The organism is Romboutsia sp. Marseille-P6047, from assembly GCF_900604535.1.
Taxonomy (GTDB): Bacteria; Bacillota; Clostridia; order Peptostreptococcales; family Peptostreptococcaceae; genus Romboutsia_E.
In genome coordinates this window covers 60,699-86,781 of record NZ_UWOT01000009.1, presented here as the reverse complement: position 1 = coordinate 86,781, position 26,083 = coordinate 60,699, and the positions used below count along the sequence as shown (strand labels likewise).

Annotated in this window: 23 protein-coding genes and 1 tRNA gene; 3 read left to right on the top strand and 21 right to left on the bottom strand. The window is 27.4% G+C overall.

The window, feature by feature from the left end; genetic code table 11:
* Positions 1–6 precede the first annotated feature (6 nt).
* From rsxC to EIH23_RS10570, 5 genes are all read right to left on the bottom strand, one after another.
* Positions 7–1,344 carry an electron transport complex subunit RsxC gene (gene rsxC / locus EIH23_RS10590; protein WP_122640260.1) on the bottom strand — a complete coding sequence of 446 codons (1,338 nt, stop codon included), beginning with the start codon at positions 1,342–1,344 and terminating at the stop codon, positions 7–9.
* 143 nt (positions 1,345–1,487) lie between these two features.
* Positions 1,488–2,441 (bottom strand): hypothetical protein, encoded by a 954-nt coding sequence (locus EIH23_RS10585; protein WP_122640259.1) that lies wholly within the window; start codon positions 2,439–2,441, stop codon positions 1,488–1,490.
* Positions 2,442–2,610: 169 nt separating this feature from the next.
* On the bottom strand, positions 2,611–2,982 hold the full coding sequence (locus tag EIH23_RS10580) for a VOC family protein (protein WP_122640258.1): 372 nt from the start codon (positions 2,980–2,982) through the stop codon (positions 2,611–2,613).
* Between the two features lie 71 nt (positions 2,983–3,053).
* Positions 3,054–3,809 (bottom strand): endonuclease/exonuclease/phosphatase family protein, encoded by a 756-nt coding sequence (locus EIH23_RS10575; protein ID WP_243113392.1) that lies wholly within the window; start codon positions 3,807–3,809, stop codon positions 3,054–3,056.
* Between the two features lie 75 nt (positions 3,810–3,884).
* Positions 3,885–4,502 carry a hypothetical protein gene (locus tag EIH23_RS10570; protein ID WP_122640257.1) on the bottom strand — a complete coding sequence of 206 codons (618 nt, stop codon included), beginning with the start codon at positions 4,500–4,502 and terminating at the stop codon, positions 3,885–3,887.
* A 273-nt stretch (positions 4,503–4,775) separates the two neighbouring features.
* On the opposite strand from EIH23_RS10570, the gene EIH23_RS16360 reads away from it, so the two are divergent.
* Positions 4,776–4,937: a hypothetical protein gene (locus EIH23_RS16360; protein ID WP_164489051.1), complete on the top strand. Its 162-nt coding sequence runs from the start codon at positions 4,776–4,778 to the stop codon at positions 4,935–4,937.
* 22 nt (positions 4,938–4,959) lie between these two features.
* Here EIH23_RS16360 and EIH23_RS10565 read toward each other — a convergent pair whose 3' ends face one another.
* The 5 genes from EIH23_RS10565 to polA all read right to left on the bottom strand — a co-directional run bounded on the left by EIH23_RS10565 (position 4,960) and on the right by polA (position 10,719).
* Positions 4,960–5,172 carry a heavy-metal-associated domain-containing protein gene (locus EIH23_RS10565; RefSeq protein ID WP_122640256.1) on the bottom strand — a complete coding sequence of 71 codons (213 nt, stop codon included), beginning with the start codon at positions 5,170–5,172 and terminating at the stop codon, positions 4,960–4,962.
* 85 nt (positions 5,173–5,257) lie between these two features.
* Entirely contained in the window at positions 5,258–6,910 is a 1,653-nt protein-coding gene (locus EIH23_RS10560; RefSeq protein ID WP_122640255.1) for an ABC transporter substrate-binding protein, read from the bottom strand.
* Positions 6,910–7,437 carry a lytic transglycosylase domain-containing protein gene (locus EIH23_RS10555; RefSeq protein ID WP_122640312.1) on the bottom strand — a complete coding sequence of 176 codons (528 nt, stop codon included), beginning with the start codon at positions 7,435–7,437 and terminating at the stop codon, positions 6,910–6,912. Before EIH23_RS10555 ends, EIH23_RS10560 begins: the two co-directional genes overlap by 1 nt.
* Before the next feature lie 16 nt (positions 7,438–7,453).
* The gene (gene coaE, locus EIH23_RS10550) at positions 7,454–8,059 is read right to left on the bottom strand and encodes a dephospho-CoA kinase (protein WP_122640254.1); all 606 of its coding nucleotides are present in this window, start codon (positions 8,057–8,059) and stop codon (positions 7,454–7,456) included.
* 8 nt (positions 8,060–8,067) lie between these two features.
* A complete protein-coding gene (gene polA / locus EIH23_RS10545) occupies positions 8,068–10,719 on the bottom strand; it encodes a DNA polymerase I (protein ID WP_122640253.1) in 2,652 nt (883 codons plus the stop codon).
* A 174-nt stretch (positions 10,720–10,893) separates the two neighbouring features.
* Here polA and EIH23_RS10540 point away from each other — a divergent pair.
* Positions 10,894–10,979: transfer RNA gene (locus tag EIH23_RS10540), tRNA-Leu, on the top strand.
* 61 nt (positions 10,980–11,040) lie between these two features.
* On the opposite strand, the gene EIH23_RS10535 is transcribed toward EIH23_RS10540, so the two are convergent.
* From EIH23_RS10535 to EIH23_RS10510, 6 genes are all read right to left on the bottom strand, one after another.
* Positions 11,041–12,243, bottom strand: coding sequence for a M20 family metallopeptidase (locus EIH23_RS10535; protein ID WP_122640252.1), 1,203 nt, complete (start codon positions 12,241–12,243; stop codon positions 11,041–11,043).
* 264 nt (positions 12,244–12,507) lie between these two features.
* Positions 12,508–13,947, bottom strand: a complete 1,440-nt coding sequence (locus tag EIH23_RS10530) for an FAD-dependent oxidoreductase (protein WP_122640251.1) — start codon at positions 13,945–13,947, stop codon at positions 12,508–12,510.
* Between the two features lie 156 nt (positions 13,948–14,103).
* Entirely contained in the window at positions 14,104–14,622 is a 519-nt protein-coding gene (locus EIH23_RS10525; protein WP_122640250.1) for a CarD family transcriptional regulator, read from the bottom strand.
* A gap of 293 nt (positions 14,623–14,915) precedes the next feature.
* Complete coding sequence (nrdF, locus tag EIH23_RS10520) at positions 14,916–15,887, bottom strand: class 1b ribonucleoside-diphosphate reductase subunit beta (RefSeq protein WP_122640249.1); 972 nt, start codon at positions 15,885–15,887, stop codon at positions 14,916–14,918.
* An 11-nt stretch (positions 15,888–15,898) separates the two neighbouring features.
* The gene (nrdE, locus tag EIH23_RS10515; protein ID WP_122640248.1) at positions 15,899–17,998 is read right to left on the bottom strand and encodes a class 1b ribonucleoside-diphosphate reductase subunit alpha; all 2,100 of its coding nucleotides are present in this window, start codon (positions 17,996–17,998) and stop codon (positions 15,899–15,901) included.
* A 216-nt stretch (positions 17,999–18,214) separates the two neighbouring features.
* Positions 18,215–18,661 carry a YARHG domain-containing protein gene (locus EIH23_RS10510; protein ID WP_122640247.1) on the bottom strand — a complete coding sequence of 149 codons (447 nt, stop codon included), beginning with the start codon at positions 18,659–18,661 and terminating at the stop codon, positions 18,215–18,217.
* Positions 18,662–18,884: 223 nt separating this feature from the next.
* Between EIH23_RS10510 and cdd the strand changes: the two genes are divergently transcribed.
* The gene (cdd, locus tag EIH23_RS10505; RefSeq protein WP_122640246.1) at positions 18,885–19,307 is read left to right on the top strand and encodes a cytidine deaminase; all 423 of its coding nucleotides are present in this window, start codon (positions 18,885–18,887) and stop codon (positions 19,305–19,307) included.
* Positions 19,308–19,514: 207 nt separating this feature from the next.
* Here cdd and EIH23_RS10500 read toward each other — a convergent pair whose 3' ends face one another.
* The 5 genes from EIH23_RS10500 to EIH23_RS10480 form a co-directional block, all read right to left on the bottom strand.
* On the bottom strand, positions 19,515–19,817 hold the full coding sequence (locus EIH23_RS10500; RefSeq protein WP_122640245.1) for a hypothetical protein: 303 nt from the start codon (positions 19,815–19,817) through the stop codon (positions 19,515–19,517).
* 137 nt (positions 19,818–19,954) lie between these two features.
* Positions 19,955–22,117, bottom strand: a complete 2,163-nt coding sequence (locus tag EIH23_RS10495; protein ID WP_122640244.1) for a hypothetical protein — start codon at positions 22,115–22,117, stop codon at positions 19,955–19,957.
* 29 nt (positions 22,118–22,146) lie between these two features.
* Entirely contained in the window at positions 22,147–24,246 is a 2,100-nt protein-coding gene (locus tag EIH23_RS10490; RefSeq protein WP_122640243.1) for an efflux RND transporter permease subunit, read from the bottom strand.
* 233 nt (positions 24,247–24,479) lie between these two features.
* A complete protein-coding gene (locus EIH23_RS10485; RefSeq protein WP_122640242.1) occupies positions 24,480–25,352 on the bottom strand; it encodes a metallophosphoesterase in 873 nt (290 codons plus the stop codon).
* A 15-nt stretch (positions 25,353–25,367) separates the two neighbouring features.
* The gene (locus EIH23_RS10480; RefSeq protein ID WP_122640241.1) at positions 25,368–26,057 is read right to left on the bottom strand and encodes a TetR/AcrR family transcriptional regulator; all 690 of its coding nucleotides are present in this window, start codon (positions 26,055–26,057) and stop codon (positions 25,368–25,370) included.
* Positions 26,058–26,083: the final 26 nt, after the last annotated feature.

Below are 26,083 nucleotides of genomic sequence, written 5' to 3'. Positions count from 1 at the left end.
CCCTATCTATTTATTAACAGATTGTTTTTTCTTCATTGCTATAATTTCTTTTTTAGCATTTCTTATAGACTGAAGTAATGGTCTTCTTGCTGGACATATAAATGAACATGAACCACATTCTATACAATCTAAAGCTCTATTATTAGCAGCTTTTTCAAAATCATTATTTAATGAATACGCACTTATATATAGTGGTTGTAAAAATGCAGGACATACATTGGTACATCTTCCACATCTTAAACAATTTTGAGGTCTAGGTAATCTAGATTCTTCCTCACTTAAACAAAGTATTCCTGAAGATCCTTTATTTGTTGCAATATCATCAGTATATTGAGCTATTCCCATCATAGGTCCACCCATTATAAGTTTACCTAGCTTCTTGTCTTTTTTATATCCTCCACATTGCTTAATTATTTCAGATACTAAAGTTCCTGTTTTTATTATTAAGTTTTTAGGTTCTTCTATGCAACTACCTGTAACAGTGCATATTCTTTCAACTAAAGGCATTCCGGTTTTTATAGTTTTAGCTATTTGAGCTGCTGTTGCAACATTATCAACTACAGCCCCTGCTGCTGCTGGAAGACCTCCAGATGGCACTTCTCTTCCTGTACAGGCATATATAAGTTGTTTTTCCGCGCCTTGAGGATACTTAACCTCTAAACCTACAACTTCTATATCATTGTATTTTGTTGATGCATTTGTTATAGTTTCTATTGCATCAGGTTTATTTACTTCTATTCCAATATATCCTTTTTTAACATTTAAAGCTTTCATTAATACTCGTAGTCCGTAAACTACATCCTCTGGATTTTCAACCATCAATCTATGGTCTGCTGTAAGATAGGGTTCACACTCTGCTCCATTTAATATAACAGTGTCTATTGTCGCATCTGGTGGTGGTGATATTTTGACGTGATTTGGAAATGTTGCTCCCCCCATACCAACTATTCCTGCTTCTTTTATAAATTCTATTATTTGTTCTTTTGTTAAATCTTCTAAATTTCCCTTTGGTATAATACTTTCATGTAGTTCTTCTTTAAAATTATTTTCTATTATTATGCATAGTGCACTTCCTCCTGGGACATCATGTTCTTTTATTGCTAAAACTTTCCCTGAGACAGATGAGTGAACATTACAGGAAACGTATCCTTGTTGTTCTCCTATTTTTTGCCCAAGCTTAACTTCATCTCCTACTTCAACAATAGCCTTTGCTGGAGCCCCAATATGTTGTTGAAGAGGTATGTATACAACTTTAGGATCGTCTGCCTTTTGAAGTTCTTTAGATTTTGTATACTCTTTATTATATTCTGGATGTATTCCACCTTTAAATGTTAAGAGCTTCATATATTATCCCCCTTAAAATAAATTATTTCTCTTGATATTATAAGTATAATATATCCTAAAAAGAAACTTAACAATTGTTAAAATCTTATCTGAATTTTCAAAATCATTTTTCGACAAAATAATAAGGTTGTTTAAAACAACCTTTAACTAACTTTTATGGAATTTATAAATGAATAGTATTCTTGAATTGATGATAAAAGTAGACCCTGACTTAAATACCCATTATTTTCTTTAGCATCTTTAGATGCTTGAGTTGTGTTACTATTCACATTTTTAACATATTTTATAAGATTTTCTTTAAATGTATCCATTTGAGAATAATCTATTTTTTCTGCATTCTCTTGTATTTTTTCTAATACATCTAATCTTTTTGTTAAAATATTATTATAAGCCTCTAAATCTATACTCTCTGTTGATTTTTCCCAAAATTCAGCTTCATCTTTGAAGCTTACAATTAAATTATTTAATTCTGTAGATATATCTTCTATATAAGAATATTTATCTGTATATTCTAATGATAGTACAGGCACTTCTAGCTCTGATATAAATGCATCACTATATACTTTCCTAGCACTTTCTAAGTTAGATCTAGTTACACTTTCATCAAATGATGAATAAGTTTGTACTTTTTCTACACCATCAATTTCTACTACAGAATATGGTATTTTATTATTTTTAAGTTTGTCTTCTACAGATTCTAAATCTTGATTTTCACCTATAGATGCCACTTGTACTGTATAAATCTTAACTGCATCTATAGTTGCAACTTGTACTTTTGAATTTTCATTTTCTGAAGAAGTTTCTTCCACTTTATCATCATTATTAATGCTATTTAGTTCATCAGAGACATCATCGTATACATATTTTTCATTTTCTTTGCTTTTACCTATCTTAAAAATATTTGATATGGATATATTTTTTATTTTTTCACTTATAGATTTAGATAAATTAAAATCATCATTGAATAACTTGCTGTCTTTTAATTCTATATATCCATAACCACCAACTAATGACAAACATAAAATCAAAGTAAATACTCTTATACTTGCAGTCTTGCCTCTTTTATTGAAGCCTTTGTAACGTCTTCTCTTATTCATTTGTTTTTCCCCCTTAATAATATTATTAATAATATATATTGAAGGTCGTCCTAATTTATACCTAAAATTACCTAAAGAAAAAACTAGCATATTTACACTTAAAAAATTTCATTTTTAAATGATATAAAATAATAATGCTAGTTTATTCTTATGTTATTTTAATTTTTAATTAATGATTTGATGGTAATATTTCTATCCAATAATTGTCTGGATCTGCTATAAAATATATCCCCATTGCTTTATTCTCAAAACAAATACATCCCATTTCTTTGTGTAACTTGTATGCTGAATCAAAATCATCTACCCTTAAAGCTAAGTGGAATTCATTATCACCTAAGTTATATGCTCTATCCCAATCTCTTAACCATGTTAATTCCAATGTATGACTAGTTGATCCATCACCTAGGTAAACTAATATAAAACTGCCATCTTCAGCTTCTTTTCTTCTAACTTCTTTTAATCCTAATGCTTTTTCATAAAACTCTAAACTTTTTTCTAGGTTAAGTACATTAAAATTATTGTGACAAAAAGTAAATTTCATATATATCCTCCTCTAATTTTTCTATTATTTCCCTTAATTTTATATGTATTAAGTATTTTTTGCAATATTATTTATATTTTCAGTTTGGATATTATTGGATAATGATCTGACATATTCTTTATTAATACATTATAATCTAATACTTTTATATTTTCGGACACTAGAATATAATCAATTCTATATAATCCTGATGCAAATGTTAAAATATTAGAATTTCCTGTCTCCTCTGCTGCATCCTTTAAATTAGTTCCATCTAAATTAAGGTCTCCCTCATTAAAATCACCTACTATTATATATGGTTCTGGATTTAGTGATTCTACAAAGGATAGCACCTCCTTAATTTGAATTTCTCTTTCTTCTTTTTTTACTCCTAAGTGAACATTTATTATATTTAATTTTTTACCTTCTACATTAACCACTGTATGTAATAAACCTCTTTGCTCTCTATCACTACTTAAGTATATATGCTTTTCCGATTCTATAGGATATTTAGAGTAGGTTACTAATCCGTAGTTAGATCCTAAATTAACTACATTAGCTCCAAAATGAGAGTACATCTTAAGTTCTTCTTTTAAACTACTAACTTGAAATCCTACTTTTGCCGACTCATTAACTTCTTGAAGGCATATAATATCTGCATCAGACATTCTAAGGAAATCTATTATATCAAATAATGTTGGGAACATGTCCTTATTAAGTCCACTATGTATATTATAGCTTATTATTGTTATTTCCTTTGATTTTTGTAAATATTTCATTTCTGATATAGATGTTATAGCTATGAAACCAAGTATAATAAATGTTATGATTAGCTTCTTAAATTTCAATTTCTATCATCTCCTCATTTATTATCTTTTATAGTATATGCGAATATAAAAATTAAAGACGCATACTTTGCGCCTTTAACTCTTCTTATCCCCTTTTTTACCTAACTTTTCTTTAATAATATAGTTTATAACTTTTTTTCTTATATCTTCTGCTCCCTCATCATCCTTAACATTTAAATCTAATAATCTAGCTATTGACTTCATATCATCTCTAGTCTTAGATCTATAACTTTCAAATAGTTCATTTTTTATTTTTTCAGGTTCTAATATATATTCCTGATTTCCCCTTCTATATAAAACATACTTCTTAGAATATAGATTTCTATTTGAATATATATGTCTAGAAACTTTCTTTAATATCTGTCCATAAGATTGTTTCATATTTAAGTTTAGTCCTAAGTATCTTGCGAATTTTAGTAGTTCATTTTTAGATTTAAATATTTCCTCTTTTTTTATAACCTTTGCTACTGATACAACATTCTCTTGATATGTTCCCTGCTTTATAACTTTAGTATAAATTGAATTAGAACTTCTTTCCTTCCCAATTTTCTGTATATTATTATTTATAACTTTATCAACATTTCCCTCAAAGTATTTTTGAGCTCCTTTTGTAGATGCATGTTCCTCAAGTTCTTTTTGGGCCATATCAAGTATCAATTTTCTTAAATTATCTTTGCAATCTCTAGATTCCATGATACTCCCCCCTTAATTACTTTTATTATATTCATTATTTTTTCAAAATGTGAGTTCCCTTAGTACGAATTTTTCATAATATATTTATATACATTAAAATTTTAGTGTATATAAATATTGAGTATGGACATAATATAAATGTAAAATCAAACATACTCAATCTCCCCCATTTTAGACTTCTATTATTTTCCCCCAATAGAAGTCTTTTTTATTGTTTTTAATAACTTTTTGATATAATATAATTTTTATATTCTATATTAGGAGGTTATTATAATGGAAGAACGAACTATATCTATGAATGAAATGATTGAATTTATTTACAAGGGATGTGGAGAGTCTATTTCTAAATATACTATAGAATTAATATTAGAACTTCAAGAAGAGTTTTTAACTTCTAAGGGAATAATACAAATAGAGGAAGATGAGATTTACTAGATCTCATCTTCCTCTATTTGTATTACTCTATTCCTTTTAGTTCAAAGTCTAAGTCTTCTATTACTGATTTCAAATCAGAATCAGTTACACTTTCATTAACATCAACTAGTGCATATTTGCCATCTAAGTTAACTTCTAAGACTTCTACACCTTGAATATCCTCAGTAAGAGCTGTTTTAACATGATTTACACAATGTCCACAGCTCATACCTTCTATTAATAGCTTTTTTTTCATTTATTTCACCTCCATATATACCCTACAGGGGTATATTATCATATTTCACTTTATAATAAAATATATTTTTGTAAAACAATTGAAATTATTTACCTTTTATAGTCAAGTTCGCTATACCTTCATAAGCATCAAAGTCATTTGGTTGGGTCTTACCTTCTAGCCTTTCATTAGTAACTAAATACTCATTTCGTATTACTAAACTTATAAAGGCAACCTTATCCCTAATATGTTTTTGAATTGCTGAGTAAATTTCTGATATTTTAGAATCTGATGTTGCAATTGCTAAAGATTCCATATACGCTGTTAGCTTTTCATCTGAATATCCACTAGCTTCAATAATTGATCTTGCATCAGGAATGCTAGATAATTCCCATCCTATAAAAGCTAAATCATAATCTTTATTATTTAAAGCTGTAGTCATTTCTTCACTTGTCAGTGCTTCAATAGTTGTTTTTATTCCTATATCAGATAAGTTATCACTAACTATACTTGCAGCTTTTGTTCTTTCTTCATTATCTTTATTTACTATTATTTTTAAATTAATATCAGATAATAAAGATTTTAATTCTTGTGATGTTAAATTTGTTTTTTCTATTTTGTTCTCAGATGTATTATTTTCTGTTGTAGCTTGTTCTACATTATTTGAATCTTTTTCAGTTGTTTTTTCACTAATATTAGGATTTATTTTCTTTAAATACTCTTCAGCTTTAGTTTTATTATATGCTAAAGCTTTTAACTCACTATCATAGTATTTAGACATAGTGTTTAGTGGGAAGTTTACTAATTTTGCATTATCTATATATCCTTCCTCTAAAATTAAATTTCTATCTATAGCATATGCTATTGCTTTTCTGAAATTATTATCATTTAGATATTTATTGTCATAATTAAATATAATAGATTCATAGTCTCTACCTTCATAGTTAGTTATATTAAATTCATCTTCATAAAACTGACTTAAATCTCCTAATGATATATTTGCCATATCACTTTCTAATGCCATAACCATTGATACTTGTTCTTCTTCTGTAGGTACAATACTAACGTGTATATCCTTCATTGTATCTGAAAGTTCATCATAGTAGTCTTGATTTACCACTAATGTCATGCCTTCTCTATCTTCCATCTTTTCTATTTTATATGGACCATTACCAATTAAGTTATTATCATTTTCAAGTATCTCACTATCTGATTTGTTACTTAATGAATCCTTATATACTATTGGAAATATTAATGTATCCTTAGAAAATGCATATGATTCTTTAAAGTTTATAGTAAATTCTTTGCTATTAGTTATATTCACAGAATCTATATTTTCAGTAAATGCATTATATGGACTTGTAGTATTTTTTTGAATTAATCCTATAGTATACATTACATCACTAGATGTAACATCATTTCCACTATGCCATTTGGCATCTTTTAATTTTATATTCATGCTTTTACCATCTGCTGATAATGAGTACTCTTTTGCTAATTGAGGCACTACATTGTAATCTTGATCGATTGTAAATAAGCCATCATAAATTAAATTCATTACATACCCTACAGATTTATCCGTATTTAAAACCGGATTTATAGTAGTAGGTTTTACCATTGTAAGATTTATGTACTTTGAGTTAAATCCACTTGTATTTTCTTTACTGTCACTAGAAGTGGTCTCTTCATTGTTGGAGCTACATCCAACTAATATCATAGACGCAGCTAAAAATATAGCTAGCAGTTTCTTCACATTCATTAGTCTTTCCCTTCCTCATCATATAACATATTGTACTTTTCATAGTTTTTTTCAACTTTAAGTACATAATTTGAAGTTTCTTGAAATGGTATATTATATAGCTTTCCATCTTTACTATATTCATCATTTCCAAGCCACTCTCTTACATTACCTGAACCACCATTATAAGCTGCTATAACTAAGTCAAGTGTCCCAAACTGTTTATAAAGTTTACTTAAATACCAACATCCAATTCTTATATTAGTTTCCGGATCAAAAATATCTATATCACCTAGTTGCAACTCTTCAATTGCCCAATCTCTTGTAATGTCACTAATTTGCATTAATCCCTTTGCTCCCTTTCGAGATACTGCATCTTTATCAAATTTACTTTCTACTTTTATAACACTATATACTAAGTTTTCATCTATATTATATTCTTTAGAGTATTTTTCTACATAGTTAGAGTATTTTTTTGGATATATTAATTTTTTAAATCCATCACTTTCTATCATTATAGATGCAACTATGGTTATGATGATAGCCATAAAAATTAATATTTTTTTACTCACACCATTTCTCCTTTACATAATTTATAAACTTATGTGCTTTTACTCTCAAATCTTCATATGTTCCAGAATTATCAATTTTATAATCTGAGTAACGTATTTTCTCTTCTTGACTAAGTTGAGATCGTATTCTATTAAGAGCATCTTGTTTACTACATGAGTCTCTATTTATAATTCTTTGTATTTGAATATCTTCTCTACAGTATACCACTAGAAGTTTATCTAGTAATTCTAGGTATCCACATTCTACTAGTAATGCTGCATCAATAATAACTATTTTTTTACCTTGTTCTCTTATTGATTTTATATTATCTAATATCTTTTCTCTTATTCTAGGATGGGTAATTTCATTTAACCTTATCAGCTTTTCATCATCATTAAAAACTATACTTCCTAAAACTTTTCTATTTAATGTATTATCTTTATTTTTTATCGATTCTCCAAATGCTTCGAAAACTTTATTAAGCAATAATTTATCTTCAAATATATTTCTAGATATAACATCTGCGTCTATTATATCTATATTAAAATCTTCTCTAAAAATATTAGATAGGCTGCTTTTACCACAGCCTATATTACCAGTTAACCCTAATACTAACATACATTCACCTACTTAGTTTCATACCATGAGCAACCTACATTAAGGTCTACATCTAAATTAACATCCATACTAAATGCGTTTTCCATTTCATCTTTTACTATTTGCTTAACTATTTCTAATTCATCATTTGCAGTTTCTACTATAAGTTCATCGTGCACTTGAAGTATAAGTTTAGATTTAAGATTTTTTTCTTCTAATTTTTTATACACATTTACCATTGCTATTTTTATAATATCTGCGGCACTCCCTTGAATAGGTGCATTCATTGCAGCTCTTTTTCCAGCATTTCTTAACATAAAGTTACTTGATTTTAGCTCTGGTATATATCTTCTTCTATTCAATAGCGTCGTTATGTATCCATCACGAGTTGCATCTTCTATTGTTTTATCCATAAATTCTTTTATTTTGCTGTATTTTTCAAAGTAACTATTTATATACTCTTTAGCTTGCTTTACTGGTATATTTAAATCTTCTGATAAACCAAAATCACTTTTTCCATAAACTATACCAAAGTTTATAGCTTTAGCTTCACTTCTTTGTCTAGATGTTACTTCATTTATATCTACATCAAATATTTGTGATGCAGTTTTTGAATGTATGTCTTCCCCATGTTTGAAAGCATCTATCATATTTTCGTCTCCACTCATGTTGGCTAAAACTCTTAATTCTACTTGAGAATAATCTGCATCTACTAACTCATAATTTTCTCCAGCTATAAATACTTTTCTTATATTTCTTCCCATCTCCATTTTAACTGGTATATTTTGAAGATTTGGTTCTGTAGAAGAAATTCTTCCTGTTGTAGTAATAGTTTGATTAAATGATGAATGTATTCTATTACTTATTGGATTTATTATTCCAAGTAAACCTTCAACATAAGTAGAATTCAATTTAACTATTTGTCTATACTCTGTGATTTTATTTATTATTTCATGTTTGTCTCTTAATTTATCTAAAACTTCTGCATTAGTTGAATACCCAGTTTTAGTTTTTTTAATTACTGGTAATCCTAGCTTTTCAAATAATATAACGCCTAATTGTTTTGGTGAGTTTATATTAAATGACTCTCCTGCCATTTCATATATCTCAGATTCTAACTTACTTATAATTTCTTTAAATTGAGTACCAAGCTCATTAAGTATATCTCTATCTACATTTATTCCTATAAATTCCATTTCTCCTAAAACTTCAACTAGAGGCATCTCAACTTCATGGAATAGGCTGTCCATATCACTTTCATTTAAATACTTTTCCATTTTTTCTGAAGAAAGTTTTACTACATTTATAATTTGACCTATATAGTCTTTTATTTCTTCTATATCTAAATCTTCAAATTTCTTAGCTTTAGCACCTTTACCTAGTAAGTCTTCTTTAGATTTTACTTTTCTAGTTAGATACTTCATTGCTATTGCACTACATTCATAAGATGTAGATGAAGCTGAATCTATTAAGTATTCTGCTATTGTTATATCAAAATACATATTTTCAAGCTTTATATCATAAGGTCTTAATGCTATATAATCATCTTTTAGATTATAACCAAACTTCTTAATTTCATTACTAGATAGAATTTCTTTAAAATCAGATATTTGTCCTTCATTTAGATAATATATGTTATTACCATCTATACTTATGAATATATACATTATATTTTTTTCAAGTATATTCCCAACTTTCGTTACAGTTTTAATCATAACTTCTTTCTTATCGTTTATATCTTTTATTAATGATGATATATCATCAACAGGACCTATTTTTAATTCTAAAGGTGACTCTTTCGCTACTTCACTACCACCATCTAAATCTAAAAGCCTTGATACAAGACTTGTAAATCCAAGCTTTTTAAATTCTTCTATTACAGATTCTGTATCATAATCTCCGTACTCTAATTCTTCTAATTTTACGTTTATTGGAACATCTCTTATTATTGTAGCCAGTCTTTTACTCATTATAGCTAATTCTTTATTCTCTTCAATTTTTTTCTTCACACTACCTTTTAAATCGTCTATATGTTCAACTAAGTTTTCTATACTAGAAAACTCTTTTATTAACTTTATTCCAGTCTTTTCACCTATACCTGGAACTCCTGGTATATTATCTGATTTGTCACCCATAAGGCCCTTTAGATCTATAAACTGAGTTGGAGTCATTTCATACTTCTCCATAACAGAGTTAAAGTCATACTCCTCAACCTCACCAACACCTTTTTTAGTAATTAAAGTTGTTGTTTTATTTGATGCAAGCTGTATTGCATCTTTATCCCCTGTAACTATATACACCTTATAATCGTGTTCTTCTCCTAATTTAGAAACTGTACCTATTATATCATCTGCTTCGTATCCATCTAATTCTAATCTATGTATATTAAACTTATCTAAAAGTTCTTTTAATGGTTCAAACTGCTCTCTAAGTTCGTCTGGCATTTTCTTTCTTCCAGCTTTATATTCATTATATTCTAAATGTCTAAATGTAGGTGCTTTTCTATCAAATGCTACACTTATATGAGTAGGTTTATATGTATCTATTATTTTAAATAACATTGTAGTAAAACCATAAATTGCATTAGTTTTCAATCCTTCCTTATTCGACATTTCTGGCAATGCATAAAAAGCTCTGTTTATTATTGAGTTTCCATCTATAATAATTAATCTTTTGTCCAAAATCCTCACTCCTAAATTTCTATGTATTTTAGCGCTTTTACTATTGTTATTATATACAATTATGCTATTATTTAATAATAACATAATATTAAATGTATATTAAGATAAAATATGTTGCAAACGTTATAATTTATTGCTATAATCTTTAATATAATATTTAAATTTTCAGAAAATGCCGGATTGGTGGAATGGCAGACGCGACGGACTCAAAATCCGTTGGTAGTAATACCGTATGGGTTCAAGTCCCATATCCGGCACCAATATTAATATTATTAAATATAAAAACCGTATCATATATGTGATGCGGTTTTTATATTTAATCTATAAACTTATATTTTTTATATGCTCTTTTTTTATTTCTTTAAGCAATTTCTTATCTAAGTATATTTCTAGAGCTGAAGTAACCATTGCTTTAACTGACTTATGAAGCTTATCATACGCCTCTAATGAGTTAGCATAATTTAAAAACTCCTTCTCATGTACTCTTACTATTGGACATATATCTAAAGCTAGTTCTGTATACATAGTTGGACAAACTTGGCTTACATTTCCTATATCAGTTGAACCAGTTGGTCCATCTTGTGATTCTAATAATTCACTTATACCTACATTAGCTAGATTTTTTCTCATTATATCTTGTAATATACTATTATTTATAATATTATCAAAAGAATTTTCAAAATATCTATATGTTAATTGTGAACCAGTCATTAGTTCTGCTCCCTTAGCGCAGTTTATTACTTTTTCTTTTACAACTTCTAAATTTTTTCTATCTTCTGCCCTAACATAAAATTTACAGCTAGCTCTATCTGGAACTATATTAGGAGCTTCTCCACCATTACTTACTATTCCATGTATTCTTACATCTGATGTAACATGTTGCCTTAATGCATTTATTCCTGCAAATGTAAGTTGCACTGCATCTAAAGCATTAACTCCCATGTGTGGGTGACTTGCTGCATGAGCTGCAACTCCCTTGAAAGAAAACTCTATAGAATCCATAGCTAATGCCTTACAGTTTATATTATTAAAAGCTTCTATATGCATTTGAAAAACTATATCTATGTCATTAAAAACTCCTGCTTTAACTAAGTTACACTTATATCCTATAGTTTCTTCTGCTGGTGTTCCTATTAACACAATTTTCCCCTTAAAATATTTTTTTAATTTACTTAAAACTAAGCACGCTCCTAAGGTTCCTGCAGCTATCCAATTATGACCACAAGCATGTCCTAATCCATTCGGTCCATCATAACCTGGTAAAGCATCATATTCAGCTAAAAAAGCTATACTAGTCTCCTCATTATCTCCAATCTCAGCTCTAAAAGCAGTGTCTATATTACAATAAGGATATTCAACATTAAATCCATATTGAGATATTTTATCTACTAAATATTTAGATGATATATATTCTTGCCCTCCTAGTTCTGGATTATTAAATATAAAGTCACTTACCTCTTCTATTTCTTTTCTTAATTCATCTTCTATCTTATATGATAAATTTTTCAATTCTCTTAATTCCATATTTACTCAACCTTTCTACTTAACCCCTACTAGTCTTTATATTATATATTAAATAAAAACCCCAGTAATAGATAAAAGTATCTACACTGAGGTTATAAATTCAATTACATCAATACATATATTAATATAGTACTCTATCAAAATTTAACTCTATTCTTATATGATATAACTCCTTTTTTACATATTTTATCATATATTTTTATAAAATCAATATGTACCCCCCGAAATTTTCTTAATATTCTTGAAAATATCTCGTATATTTGTTTAATCCTCTACAATCCCTTTGGTTGCAGGACTTCCCATTAATTTACCTTTATAATCAAATCTTGATCCATGACACGGACAATCCCATGTTAATTCATCTGCATTCCAACTAAGCTGACAGCCTAAATGAGGGCATTTTGTTGATACAATAAATTCTTTCCCTTCCTTATTTTTATAAACTCCAACTTTTTCTCCATTATATTCAACAATTCCAGCATGTCCATTTTTAATGTGCTCTATATCACTACTTGGAATATATATTTTTTGTGCAATATAATTTTTAGCTGTTTTTACCATATCTCTACCTATATTACTTATAGATAAAGATAAATCAAATCTTCTTGGAGAAAATATTTCTGAAAAATCATTTTCTTTTTCTAGTATCATATCGGATATTATCATAGCTGACACCATAGAACTTGTCATTCCCCATTTATTAAATCCTGTCGCAACATATATATTAGGAGTTTCCTTAGAATATTTACCTATATACGGTATTTTATCTATAGTCATACAATCTTGAGCAGACCATGTATACTTTTCCTTAGACTCAGGGTATAACTCCTTTGCAATTTTCCTTAACTTATCATAGTTACCGCCATTTTCATTTTCTCCCGTTCTGTGACTTATAGCTCCTAATAATAATAAGTTATTATAATTTCTAAATGAATATCCATCGCTATTAACATCTACATACATTCCATCAACATAAGTTGCATTTTCTAATGCTATAACATAACTTCTTTCTTGATGCATTTTCATAAAGTAATATCCTGGTATATTCATTATTGGATAATGTGTAGCTACCACAATATTGTTTGCTGTTATATTTCCTCTATTTGTAATTACTAAATTTTCTTTAATTTCTAATGCTCTTGTGTTTTCATATATAATTAAATCTTGTGAAATATTTTTTAAAAACTTAAGTGGATTAAACTGTGCTTGATCATTAAATTTAATAGCTCCTTTAATTTCAAAAGGTAAGTTAACTTTTTCTACAAATTCAGCATTTATACCAAGCCTATTAGCAGCTTTTACCTCATTTTTAATTATCTCTATATCATTTAATGAATATGTATATGCTGATTTACTTTCAAAATCACAATCTATTTTTCTTTCATCGATAATTTCTTTATATCTTTTTATAGCAAGTTCATTTGCTTTAGCATATTGTCCAGCTTTTTCTTCTCCAAACTCAGATATTAATTTATTATAAATTAAATTATGTTGAGATGTTATCTTTGCAGTAGTATTTTTAGTATTTCCACTTGCAATTTCATCTGCATCAATTAAAATTACATCTTCACCATTTTTCTTTAACATATACCCTATTAATACTCCTGCCATCCCTGCTCCAATAATTAAATTATCAACATTTATATCTTTATCTAAAGTATATCTTTTAGTTAAATTACAACTTTTAGTCCATACTGACTTCATCTAATCACCTCATTTCTAGTATTCCATTTTTTAAGACATATACACAGATTATTCCTAACTTTTTATATAGTAACTATCTTAACCAAATATTAATAAAAAGCTAAAATAAAAAAACTCTATTCTTTTTTAAGATTGGAGTTCTTTTATATAAAATTTCTATTCATTATTAACTTGTATATTGTCTAATTTGCTGCCAATATAATTAGGAACCTCATCCTTCTCAATACCTAAAACTACAGAAAATTCTTCATTAATTAAATTCTCAGCTATACTCATAAACTTTTCATCTATTTGACTCGGTTTCTTCTTATTATTTATAGTATCAGCTTTTTTTTCATATAACATTTTAATCAATATTAATAATTCTGAACAATCATGAGTTTCTAAAAATTCTTTATAATAATCTTCCACTACTCTTGCATTTTTGTCATATATTAAATCTTTTTGCATTGTTGGTATAATATCTATTAATTCTTGTACTTCTTTATATGACATAATAGGCCTCATAAAAATATTTGTATCTACCGGTGTAAATATCTTTCCATCCTGGTATACAGGTTTTAATGTGTAATAATCTTTATTATTGTTTATTCCAGTTATATTAGGTACTCCTATATCTTCTACTTTACATACTCCACTACTACCATAAATAATTAAATCCCCTACTTTATACATATAAAAATACCACCTTTCATTTAAAGTATAACAACCCTACAATATAAGATTATCATATTTTTTTCTTTAAATGTAAGCAGTAATTTTATAAAATTTATTTTATATATTAACCGTAATACGAACTATTATTCCAAAGTATACTCCCATTAGATAAAAAAATCTCTTAGTATTAAATACTAAGAGATTTTTTATTTACCTTATTTTATTCTTCATTAATTTTTATTTGTTTAGCTTTACTATATTGATATAATGTTAATTAAAATAATATAGTTTTTATCTATATAAAAACATTTTTAAATTATAAAATCTTCATCTTCTAATTCTTCATATATACCCTTTTGATATCCATTACCTTTTGTAGAGAAGAAGTCATGTGTTTTAGTTTCTGTACTTAATCCATTTAAAACTATCGGATTTATATCACTAACTTCGTATAAATCTTCAAACCCTAAATTTTCTAATGCTCTATTAGCATTGTATTGTAAGAAATTTATAACTTCTTTTTCAAGTTTACTTTCCTTATATATTTTGTTAGTATACTCAATTTCATTTTTCATAAGATTATTAAGTATAACATACATTCTTTCTTTAAGTGCTAATTTTTCACTATCATCAAACGTATCGTATATTTCCTGGGCAAGTAATCCTATATATTTACCATGTAAAGACTCATCTCTTAGTATTAAAGAAATTATCTCTCCACTTGCAACCATCTTACCTTGTCCAGCTAAGTATAGTGGATAGAAGAATCCCGAATAAAATAAGAAACTCTCTAAGAATACACTTGTAACCATAGATAAGTATAAACTTTTTTGATCATTAGTATTTTCATATTGCTCTAATATTAACTCAGCTTTTTTTTGTAAGGTTTCTTCTGTTTCTATCCAGTCAAATAATTCATCTATTTCATTACTAGAAAGAAGTGTTGTAAAAATAGATGAATAACTTTTTGCATGTATTTCTTCCATAGTTCCCATAAATGATAATACTGCTTTTCTTTGAAGATTCTCAGTTAAACTCATCATTGATGGTATTCCATTATTACCTTGCTTTGTATCTAATAAAGTTAGTCCTCCTAGAACTTTTTTATATAATTCTCTTTCTTTATCATTTAAATCATTCCATACCTTCAGGTCTTTAGATACAGATATTTCTTCTGGTAACCAAAATTGTTTTACATTTTGTTCCCAAAAAGCTTGTGTAAATCCATCATCTTCTTTATTCCAGTTTACAGCTTTGTGTATTTTTCCTAATCTAAAAGTCATAATCTATCTCCTTATACTGAACACATTAAACATTCATTATCATCTCTAGTCATTTTCGTTCTTGTGTAATACAGACTCTTTAATCCTTTTTTATATGCATATATATATAATTTGGCTATATCTCTTGTAGTCTTATCGTCTGTTACAAATAATGTAGTTGATATGCCTTGGTCTACATGTTGTTGGACAGTAGATACAATATCTATAACTTTTCTCATATCCATTCTATATGCTGATTGGTAGTAAAGCATATTCTCATTAGTTAAAAATGGCATAGGATAAATGGTAGTAGAATCTCCATAAGTTCTTACTTCAACAGGCTCTGTTATAGGCATTATACTTGATGTTGCGTTTTGTACATAACTAATACTTTGTGTAGGTGCTATTGCAGTTAAATATGCATTATAGATTCCATTTATTTTTACATCATCTAATAACTTTGCCCAATCTTCCTTTGTTGGTATATATATACCTTCAAATAACTTAATAACCTTTTTAGCTTTCGGTAAGTATGAGTTTATATAATATTTTGAAAGAACACTACTTTCTCTACCTTTTGCATACTCAGATTTTTCAAAGCCTTCAAAAGTTTGTCCTTTTTCAATTGCAATTTCCATAGATGCTTTTATAGCATAATATCTAACCATTGCAAAAAATACGTCTGAAAATTCTCTAGCTTCATCAGAAGTATATAGCATATTTTCTCTAACTAAATATCCATGTAAATTCATGGCCCCTAAACCAATTGAATGAGACTTATCATTTCCATTTTTAACGGTAGGAACAGCTTTTATATTTGTATTATCCGATACAAAAGATAATGCTCTAATGGCTGTATTAACAGTTCCTTCTATATCTTTATTATCCATTACATTGGCAATATTTAATGATCCTAAGTTACAACTTATATCTTGTCCCCAATTATTCATTTCTCCATAACCCTTTATATCAGAAGATGTTTGATATTGGAAAATTTCACAACATAAGTTTGACATTTTTATTATTCCAACATCTTTTAAAATATGTTCTTTATTAGCTGTATCTATGAATACTACATATGGATATCCACTTTCTTGTTGCATTTGAGCTATTTTTGTTAGCATCTGTCTTGGGTTTATTTCTTTCTTTCTTATATCATCATCATTAGCTAATTTATCATACCATTCATCCATTTTCATCTCATCAATATGAACTCCATATTTTTTATAAACTGAATGAGGATAAAATGCATAAGCTTTCTCATTTTTTTCTGCTAATTCCATAAATTTATTGTGTATAACGGCTCCTAAAGATAACGTTGCTAATCTTATCTTTTCATCTGCATTTATTTTTTTAGTGTCCATAAGCATCTCAAAATCTGGATGGAATACACTTAGATAAACAGCTCCTGCTCCCTGTCTAGCTCCCATTTGATTAAAATAACTAAAAGATTGTTCTAACATCTTAGCTACTCCAACTGCGCCACCAGCAGCACCTTGTATTCCTTTTATATCTTCTCCACTAGCTCTAAGTCTTGATAAGTTTAAAGCTACTCCTCCACCTATTTTTGATAGATGATTTGATGAAGATATGGCATAAGATATTCCTTCTGTACTATCTTCTACTGATAGTAAAAAGCATGATACCATTTCTCCTGCTCTTTTTCTTCCTGCATTTAAAAATGTTGGGGTTGCTGGTTGGAATTCTTGTTTTGATAACTTTTCAGCTAATTTTAAAGCTAACTTTTCATCTCCATCGCCTAATGCTAATGAAGTTATTAACACTTTATCATTGTAAGTTTCTAGAATTTCCTTACCATCATCGCTCTTTAGAGCATAATTTCCATAAAATTTATTTCCACTCATATATGATTGGAATTTAAAATCATATTTTTTTATTTTTTCTTCTAATTTTTTTATAAACTCCAGACTATATTTATTTATAATTTCTTCTGAGTAATAATTATTTTTTATTAAATATTCTAATCTTTCCTCTATACCATTAAATGCTCTTAATCTTGGAGTTACATATTCTTTTATGTAACTGTCTAAGGCTTCTTTATCTTTTTCAAGTTGATATTTGCCATCTTCATCTTTTATTATTACTTGGTTGTTAAGCTTTATCCAGTTCATTTCTCCCATCCTTCTAACTTTTTGTTTTGTATTTTACATTTACAATTTATATTTTATATATCACTATATATAGTTGTATATAATAATACCAAACGCAATATATAGTATATACACTTATTTATGTCTTTTTAAACTTTTTTATTATATTTATTTTTAATTTTAAATGTATAAAAGTTAAACACTACTTTTCAATCTAAAGTAATGCCTCATTTCTACTTATTCATATGATTTTATAAAATTTATATTATATTTTTCTATATCACTAAATGTATTCATATCAACTTTTCCAATTGGAGTGTACCATTGTTGACTACTAAAGTAGTTTTTATATTTCGCTTTATCAAAAGTATATCCATGACGTGCAAATATTTCATTTCTAGCTAGTGCTAGTTCTTCTTTACTTAAATAACGTATATCATCATAAGTGAGATACTGGCTACTACTGTAGGAAATTATATAATAATTATTTGGCGCATTATTTTCACTATTTTCTTTTATTACTTGATTATTTTGAACTGTATTATCATTCCTTATCTTTTCATTGTTTGTAGTGGTTTCATCCTTAATAACTATATTATTATTAACTACAGGCTCAGATGAGCATCCTATTTGAACTAAACATATTGAAGATATTAATAAACTTATACCCAAATTATGCTTCATAGTTTCACCAACTTTACAATTTTATTACTAAAATATGCATTTAATAGTCTATATGTTAAACTTATTATTTTTACATATTAATAATAATGTATAGTGAAATAATATTTTTTCTATTTACATTTTTAATTATTGATGATACAATAATAATCCCTCAATAAGGGTAATATAAATAATTATATAGAAAGTTTTATAGTATTAAATATAAAGGATTAGGTGAGAATTTATGATCGATGTAAAAGAACTAATTGACAAAGCATTTGAAGCTCAGAAATTATCTTATTCTCCATATTCAGGATTTAGCGTAGGAGCTGCACTACTTTGCGATAACGGAAAAATATATAAAGGGTGTAATATTGAAAATGCTGCATTCACACCTACTAACTGTGCTGAAAGAACAGCTATATTTAAAGCTATTTCAGAAGGAGATAATAACTTCACTGCAATAGCTATTGTAGGAAATAAACATGGCATAAGTCAAGGTGAAGGAGATTTCTGTGCTCCTTGTGCTGTATGTAGACAGGTTATGGCAGAATTTTGTAATCTTGAAACTTTTAAAATTTATATCGCTAAAAGTAGAGATGAATATCTGGAATATACTTTAGGTGAACTTTTACCTTTAGCATTTACAGGTAAGAATTTAGACTAAATTGTAGATTTACATTACATAAGATCTTATGTATTTAGATTTGATTTTATAAGTATATAAATAAAGTCATTGAGTTTATCCAATGACTTTTTACTTTTTATTTAATTAAATTTATATAATCTCATATAGCTTTATATTGAATTTATATAACATTATAAATAAAAATACCGGTATATTCTTATGTTACCGGTACTTTTATTTTGTATTTTAATAATAAAAACAAAAATCTGCTTCTACACAAAATTCATTTCTACTTAGAAGACCACCATATGAAATAGTTATATAATTCATTTGTGAGTCTAATGCTTTATTTATAATTATTTTATATCCATCTACATCATATAAATTGTCATTTTCATTAGGGGTATCTAATTCTAAATCTATTTTTGCATTAGATGTCATTGTTATACATCTAGTTAGTATTCTTATACATTTTTTATCGCTATTCTCTAACAGCTTATCTAACTCCCTTTTGGCTTCTGATGTTATAAGTATATTCATATCTTCCATAGTTGTCTCTCCTTAAATTATAAATTTATACTCTATATTTTACCCTATAAATATTATCAGTAACAATATTAAATACTAATTATATTTCTTTATAAGACTCACATATATTTATTCAATATTCTATCAGAATTTAATCTTTATTTAAATAATCCTTTCATCCATTTTAAAATACCGCCTTTTTCATTTTGGTGACTAGTATTATCTTCTTTTTTAGTCTTATCATCGCTATTCTCATCAGCGCTACTTTCTACTTTCATTACAAACTTCACATTACTTTGCATATCTTCAGATTTTCCACCATAATTATCGTACTCTTTAGATATATTTATTATTTCATCCTTAGCTTGCAATACTCCATCTATTTTACTTAATTTTTCATCACCTAACTCATATAATTTATCTAATCCATCTGTTTTAAGCTTATTAGTTCCATTATATAAGTTACTTGCACCACTACTTAATTGTTCAGTTGCACTTAATATTTTACTTGAATTTTCACTAAGTTCTGCTGTTCCATTTTTTAAAGTCTTTGAGCCTAGGTTTAATTGATTTACACCTAGGTTCAATTTAATAGTTCCATCATATAAGTCACCGCTACCACTATATATAGTTCCTGTCGCTGTATTTAACTTAGAAGCATTCAAAGCTAGTTCTGATGTTCCTAATTTTAGTGCACTACTTCCCTCCTTCAATTGCTCTCCTCCTAAAGCTAATTGATTTATCCCTGATAGTAACTGACTACTTCCGTTTGTTAATTCATTTCCTTTAGATGAAATGTATTTTAAATTTGTGTTAAATGTATCTGATCCAGACTTAAGATTTTTAAGTCCAGATTGTAATTCTTTTGCTCCATCATAGGCTTCATTTAATCCAGTTTTTAAAGCATTAAATTGGTCTATTACACCGTTATTTACCAACATTTGTGCCACTTTTTGTACATTTGGATCACTACTATTTTGTAGTATTGATATAGCCCAACTTATATCACTACTACTCAGCTGATTTAACTTACCTACTCCATTACCTAATCCATTTACTAATGATGAAGCTCCTTCATACGCACTACTTATTCCATCATCTATACCTTTATATGATCCTGCTAATTTACTTACTCCACCTACATATTCATTAACCCCTGAATTTAAACTATTTGCTCCATTTGTTAATTGTGGTGATGCTGATACCAAGCTAGATATTCCACTATCTAATTGAGCTGCTCCACTATCAAGTACATTAACACCTTGTGTGAATAGTCCTTGTGCTGTCTTTAATTCATATAAACCACTATGTAATGTTCCTGCCCCTTGACTTAATGCAGGTGTAGAGCTACTTAGCTCACCTACACCTTTATTTAAGTCACTTATCCCACTATCTAATGTTTTAACTCCATTATTAAATAGTGCATACTTTTCATTTAGTTCATTTGCACCTTTAGATAATTGTTTAGCCCCATCTAATAAAGACTCTCCTCCTTTTTGTAAATCACCTAATGATGATCTTAAATCACTTATAGTACTATTTTCATCTAAATTTTCTAACTCATTCATATCTAAAGCATTAGGAGAAACTACAGCCATTATGCTAGGCATTGTAAAATTTGTAGCATTCGCTTCTATAACTAGTTCATCTTCTAATCCTATTACTGTACTTAGATCTTGATCTAAATCTAATGATTCTTTTAAACCTGGTACAGATATGAAAGTTATAGAACAATTTTTTCCTTCATCTAAAACGGTACCACTGCTTACATCTATGTCTTTAAAATTATCTCTAGGCATAATTACTTCAACAGCTGATAAAAATGGTATATATACTGTTCTATTTTCACCATTAATATCTATACTTCTAGGCTCTCTATTTTTTAATGATATAGTAATTTTTACTTTACCTGATTTATTAATAATTTCACTTGGTTCTACTTTTTTACCATTCAATTCATACTTTATCCCTATATTAATCGGTATTGATTTTGTACTATTACCACTATAATATAAATCATCTCCATCTATATTCCATGTAACATCATTACCATTTATAGTTGGCTCTTCATCACCTTTTAAATTTTTTATATTTGTAAGATCACTTATATCTTTTATTTCCCCTAACTTAGAATTACTTTTTATCCATGTTGATACTATATTTTCTTTTATATTTCCATTTTCATCTAATATGGAATATACTGTTTCATCTTTTTTTATATCACTATTATTGGCAAATACTAAAGTTCCATTACTTGCAACTATTGCTGCAGTTATTAAAGTTGCTGACTTTACTTTCATAGTTTTATTTTTTCTATTCATATCTTATCCCCCCGAAAATTTATAAAAGTTTAATCTTGAACTGTAGATAATTCTTGTTTCTTCTTATCTTCTAAGAATCCTTTGCTAGTCTTTAGTATAATTTTTTCAAATATTATAAGTATTGCTGGTAAAAAGAATATAATTACAAACATACTTATAATAGCACCTCTTGCCATTAATGCACATAATGAGCCTATAAGCTCTAATTTAGATATAACGCCAACACCAATTGTAGCTCCAAAGAAAGATAATGCACTTGTAACTATTGATCTTCCACAGCTTTGTATTGAGTTTTTCATAGCTGTGAATTTATCATATCCGTTAATTAGCTCTTCTTGGAATCTAGATGTAAGCAATATTGCATAGTCAACAGTAGCCCCAAGCTGTATTGTCCCAAGAACTATTGATGCTATAAAGGGTTCTACTGTACCTGTATAATACGGTATTCCTAAGTTTGCAAAAATAGCTGTCTCTATTGCTAATACTAGTATTACTGGTAATGATATTGACTTAAATATAATAGCTATAATTAAAAATATTGCTATTATAGATACTGCACTTACTTTTTTAAAGTCTGTATCTGCTATTTGTATTAAATCTTCAGTCAGTGGAGCTTCTCCACCAATTAAAGCATTTTTATCATATTTATGAACAATCTTATTCATTTCTTTTAACTGTTCTGAGCATTCTGGAGATGCAGCTTTGTATTCTGAGTTAACTATAATCTCCTCGTATCCATTAGAAATTAATTGATCTAAAATCTCACTTGGTAGTATATCTTCATATACCCCCGGTCCTAAGTATTTTTCTAATGCTAATACTAAATTTACTCCATCTAAATCTTCAATTTCTTTTACCATATTTGACTTTTCATAAGAACTCATCGACTTATCTATTAGGATTATATCTGTACTATTCATATTGTAATCTGTTCTCAATTTATTAGTTGCTACTATTGAGTCTAAGTTATCTGGTAAACTTTCATCTAAATTATAATAAACTTCTGCTTTTTGATTCCCTATAAAGGCAGGTATAAATACAATTACTAATAAAATAGCAAGTTTTTTATAATTTTTAACTATAAAATTTGATGTTTTTTCAAATGTAGGTAATAAACTTTTATGTTTATATTTATGAATTAATTTATCGAATGTAAGTATAAATGCAGGTAATATGGTTATTGTACATATAACGCCTATAATAACACCTTTTGCCATTACTAATCCTATATCCTTACCTAGAGTTAAATCCATTGCACATAGAGCTAAAAAACCTGCTACGGTAGTTATTGAACTACCAAATACTGATTTAGCTGTATTTACAATTGCTTTTGACATTGCATCGATTCTATCGTCTGTTAATTCTAATTCCTCATCGTATCTATGTAAAAGAAATATAGAATAATCCATAGTTACTCCAAGCTGTAGTATTGCAGTTAATGCTTTTGTTATGTATGAAATTTCTCCAAATATTATATTTGTACCAAAATTATATATTATTGCTAAAGCAATACTTCCAATGAATATAAATGGTGTTATATAAGACTCTAATGCAAAACATAATATTATTGTAGTTACTATTCCTGCTAATATAACATACATCGGCATCTCTTGTTCTGATATATCTTTAGTATCCTTAACTATTCCTGCCATACCGCTTAAAAATGTCTGTTTACCTGCTATACGTCTTATATCATCTATAGCATTCATAGTTTTTGTACTGGCTGAACCATCTTCAAAATTAATAACCATCATAGTAGACTTATCACCATTGTATAAAAAATTAACCATATCTTTGGGTATAATTTCCTTAGGTACTGATAAGTCCATAAAATCATCTATCCATAATACACTATTTACACCATCAACTTTTGAAACTTTTTCTTTTAATTTTGCAACGTCTTTATCTTCCATACCTTCTACAATAAGCATAGATAGTGACCCTGATCCAAAATCTTCTTTTAATATTTTTTCAGCTTTTATAGTTGAACTACTATCTGGCAAGTAACTTAATATATCATAGTTTATATTTGTTTTTATATATCCAAATAATGATGGAATTAATAAAATTAAAGCTATGAATATTATAAGTTTTCTATGACTAGCTATCTGTTTTGCTAACCTGTACATATTTCTCCCTCCTATTTTAGGCATGCCTAAGTAATTTATAAATACATTGTATTTCACCCCTAACTTAATGTCATTATACAAATTTAATAAAATGTATTCTATAATAAAGTAAAGCGATGAATTCTATCTTAATTCATCGCTTTACTATTCTATATATACTCACCATTATATCCTTTTATTATCAATTTCTATTTTCAAATTTTATTATTTAATTTTATTATTTAATAAACTTTTTATTCTTTACTCTTAAGTATTATTTTGACTAACTCTGGTCTACAGTTTACTCTAACTAACACTTTTGAACCTCCTAGTCCTTTAGTTAATACCATTTCTGAATTATTATACTCATATTTCCCTAAGTCATACTTAGGAAAAAATTCTCTATTTGGAGATAGCAATCCACCTAAAAAAGGCAACCTTATTATTCCTCCATGGACATGCCCAGCTAGAATTAAATCTGCACCCCATTTTGCGTATTCATTAAAATAAAAAGGAGTATGAGCTAATAATATATTATACTTACCTTTATTTATAGGTCCTAGTAATTTTTCAACATATTTTTTATCTATATTAATATTATCTTTTTTCTCAAATAAGTATCTATAACAACTTAGTGGAACTACTAATCCATATAAATTTATGCTACTATTTCCACGATTTATCTCAATATGTTCATTATTTAAATTTATAATATTTTTCTTACCTAATTCACTAAAATACTCTTTATACTTATCTCTATACCTCTTTATTAAAGCCTTTTGTTCATGATTTCCTATTATATGATATACTTTATACTTCTTAGATAGATCATCTATTAAATTAAGAGCAACATTAAAATTTGATTTTTCTCCATCTACTAAATCTCCTGTTATTACTATGATATCTGGACACAATTCGTCTACATATTGTAACAGCTTACAATTATTCTCTCCAAATTTCATATTATGTAAATCACTAATTTGAACTATATTAAAGTTATCAAACTCCCTTGGAATTTTTTCATTTTCTATAAAATATTCCACTTTCTCTAATGATTTATTCTCAAATCTAAAAAAAGTGTATCCTCCTAATAGAAGGGAGCTTCCTATTAGTAATTCTTTAATCATACTTTTACCTCTCTTTTACTGTATATATTTAGACCAAAATGTTTTTATTTCACTTATACTTTTGATATTATCTAGGTCTAAATTATTGATTATTTTTATAGCTTCTTCTATTATATTATTAATTTTATTATAATCAATGTTAAGTAGTAATAATCTAGTCATTATTGTACTATTTACTATATCATCTAAAGTTAAACTACAATCTTTCTCATAATACCTATTTAGAAGTTCACTTTCTCCTGCACATCCAATAGTCATACTTAAGTATATATCTTCTTCATCAAATTCAAATTCTTTATTTAATCCTTTTTTATTAAATAAGTCTATCAATATACTCACATATTCTTTTCTTATTACGTCTACCTTAGATGCTTCTATATATATTCTAAATAATGAATGTGAACTTACTATTATATATGTATATAAATACTGACTAACTGCATATCTAACCATAGTATTACTGCCAATATCATTATTATTATTTATATACTCATATATTTTTTCTAAAAAATCTCTGTATATAAAAAGTAGTATATCTTCTTTCTTTTTAAAATAATAGTATAGATGTCCTCTTCCTATTCCACAATCATCTGCTATCTTTCTAACTGTAGTCTTATTATACCCTTGAGTTAAAAATAATTCAGATGATTTTTCTATTATTTTCTTTCTTAAATCTATTGTATTTTCTATATTATTTATATTCATTTAAATTTCTCCTTATTTAAAGTACT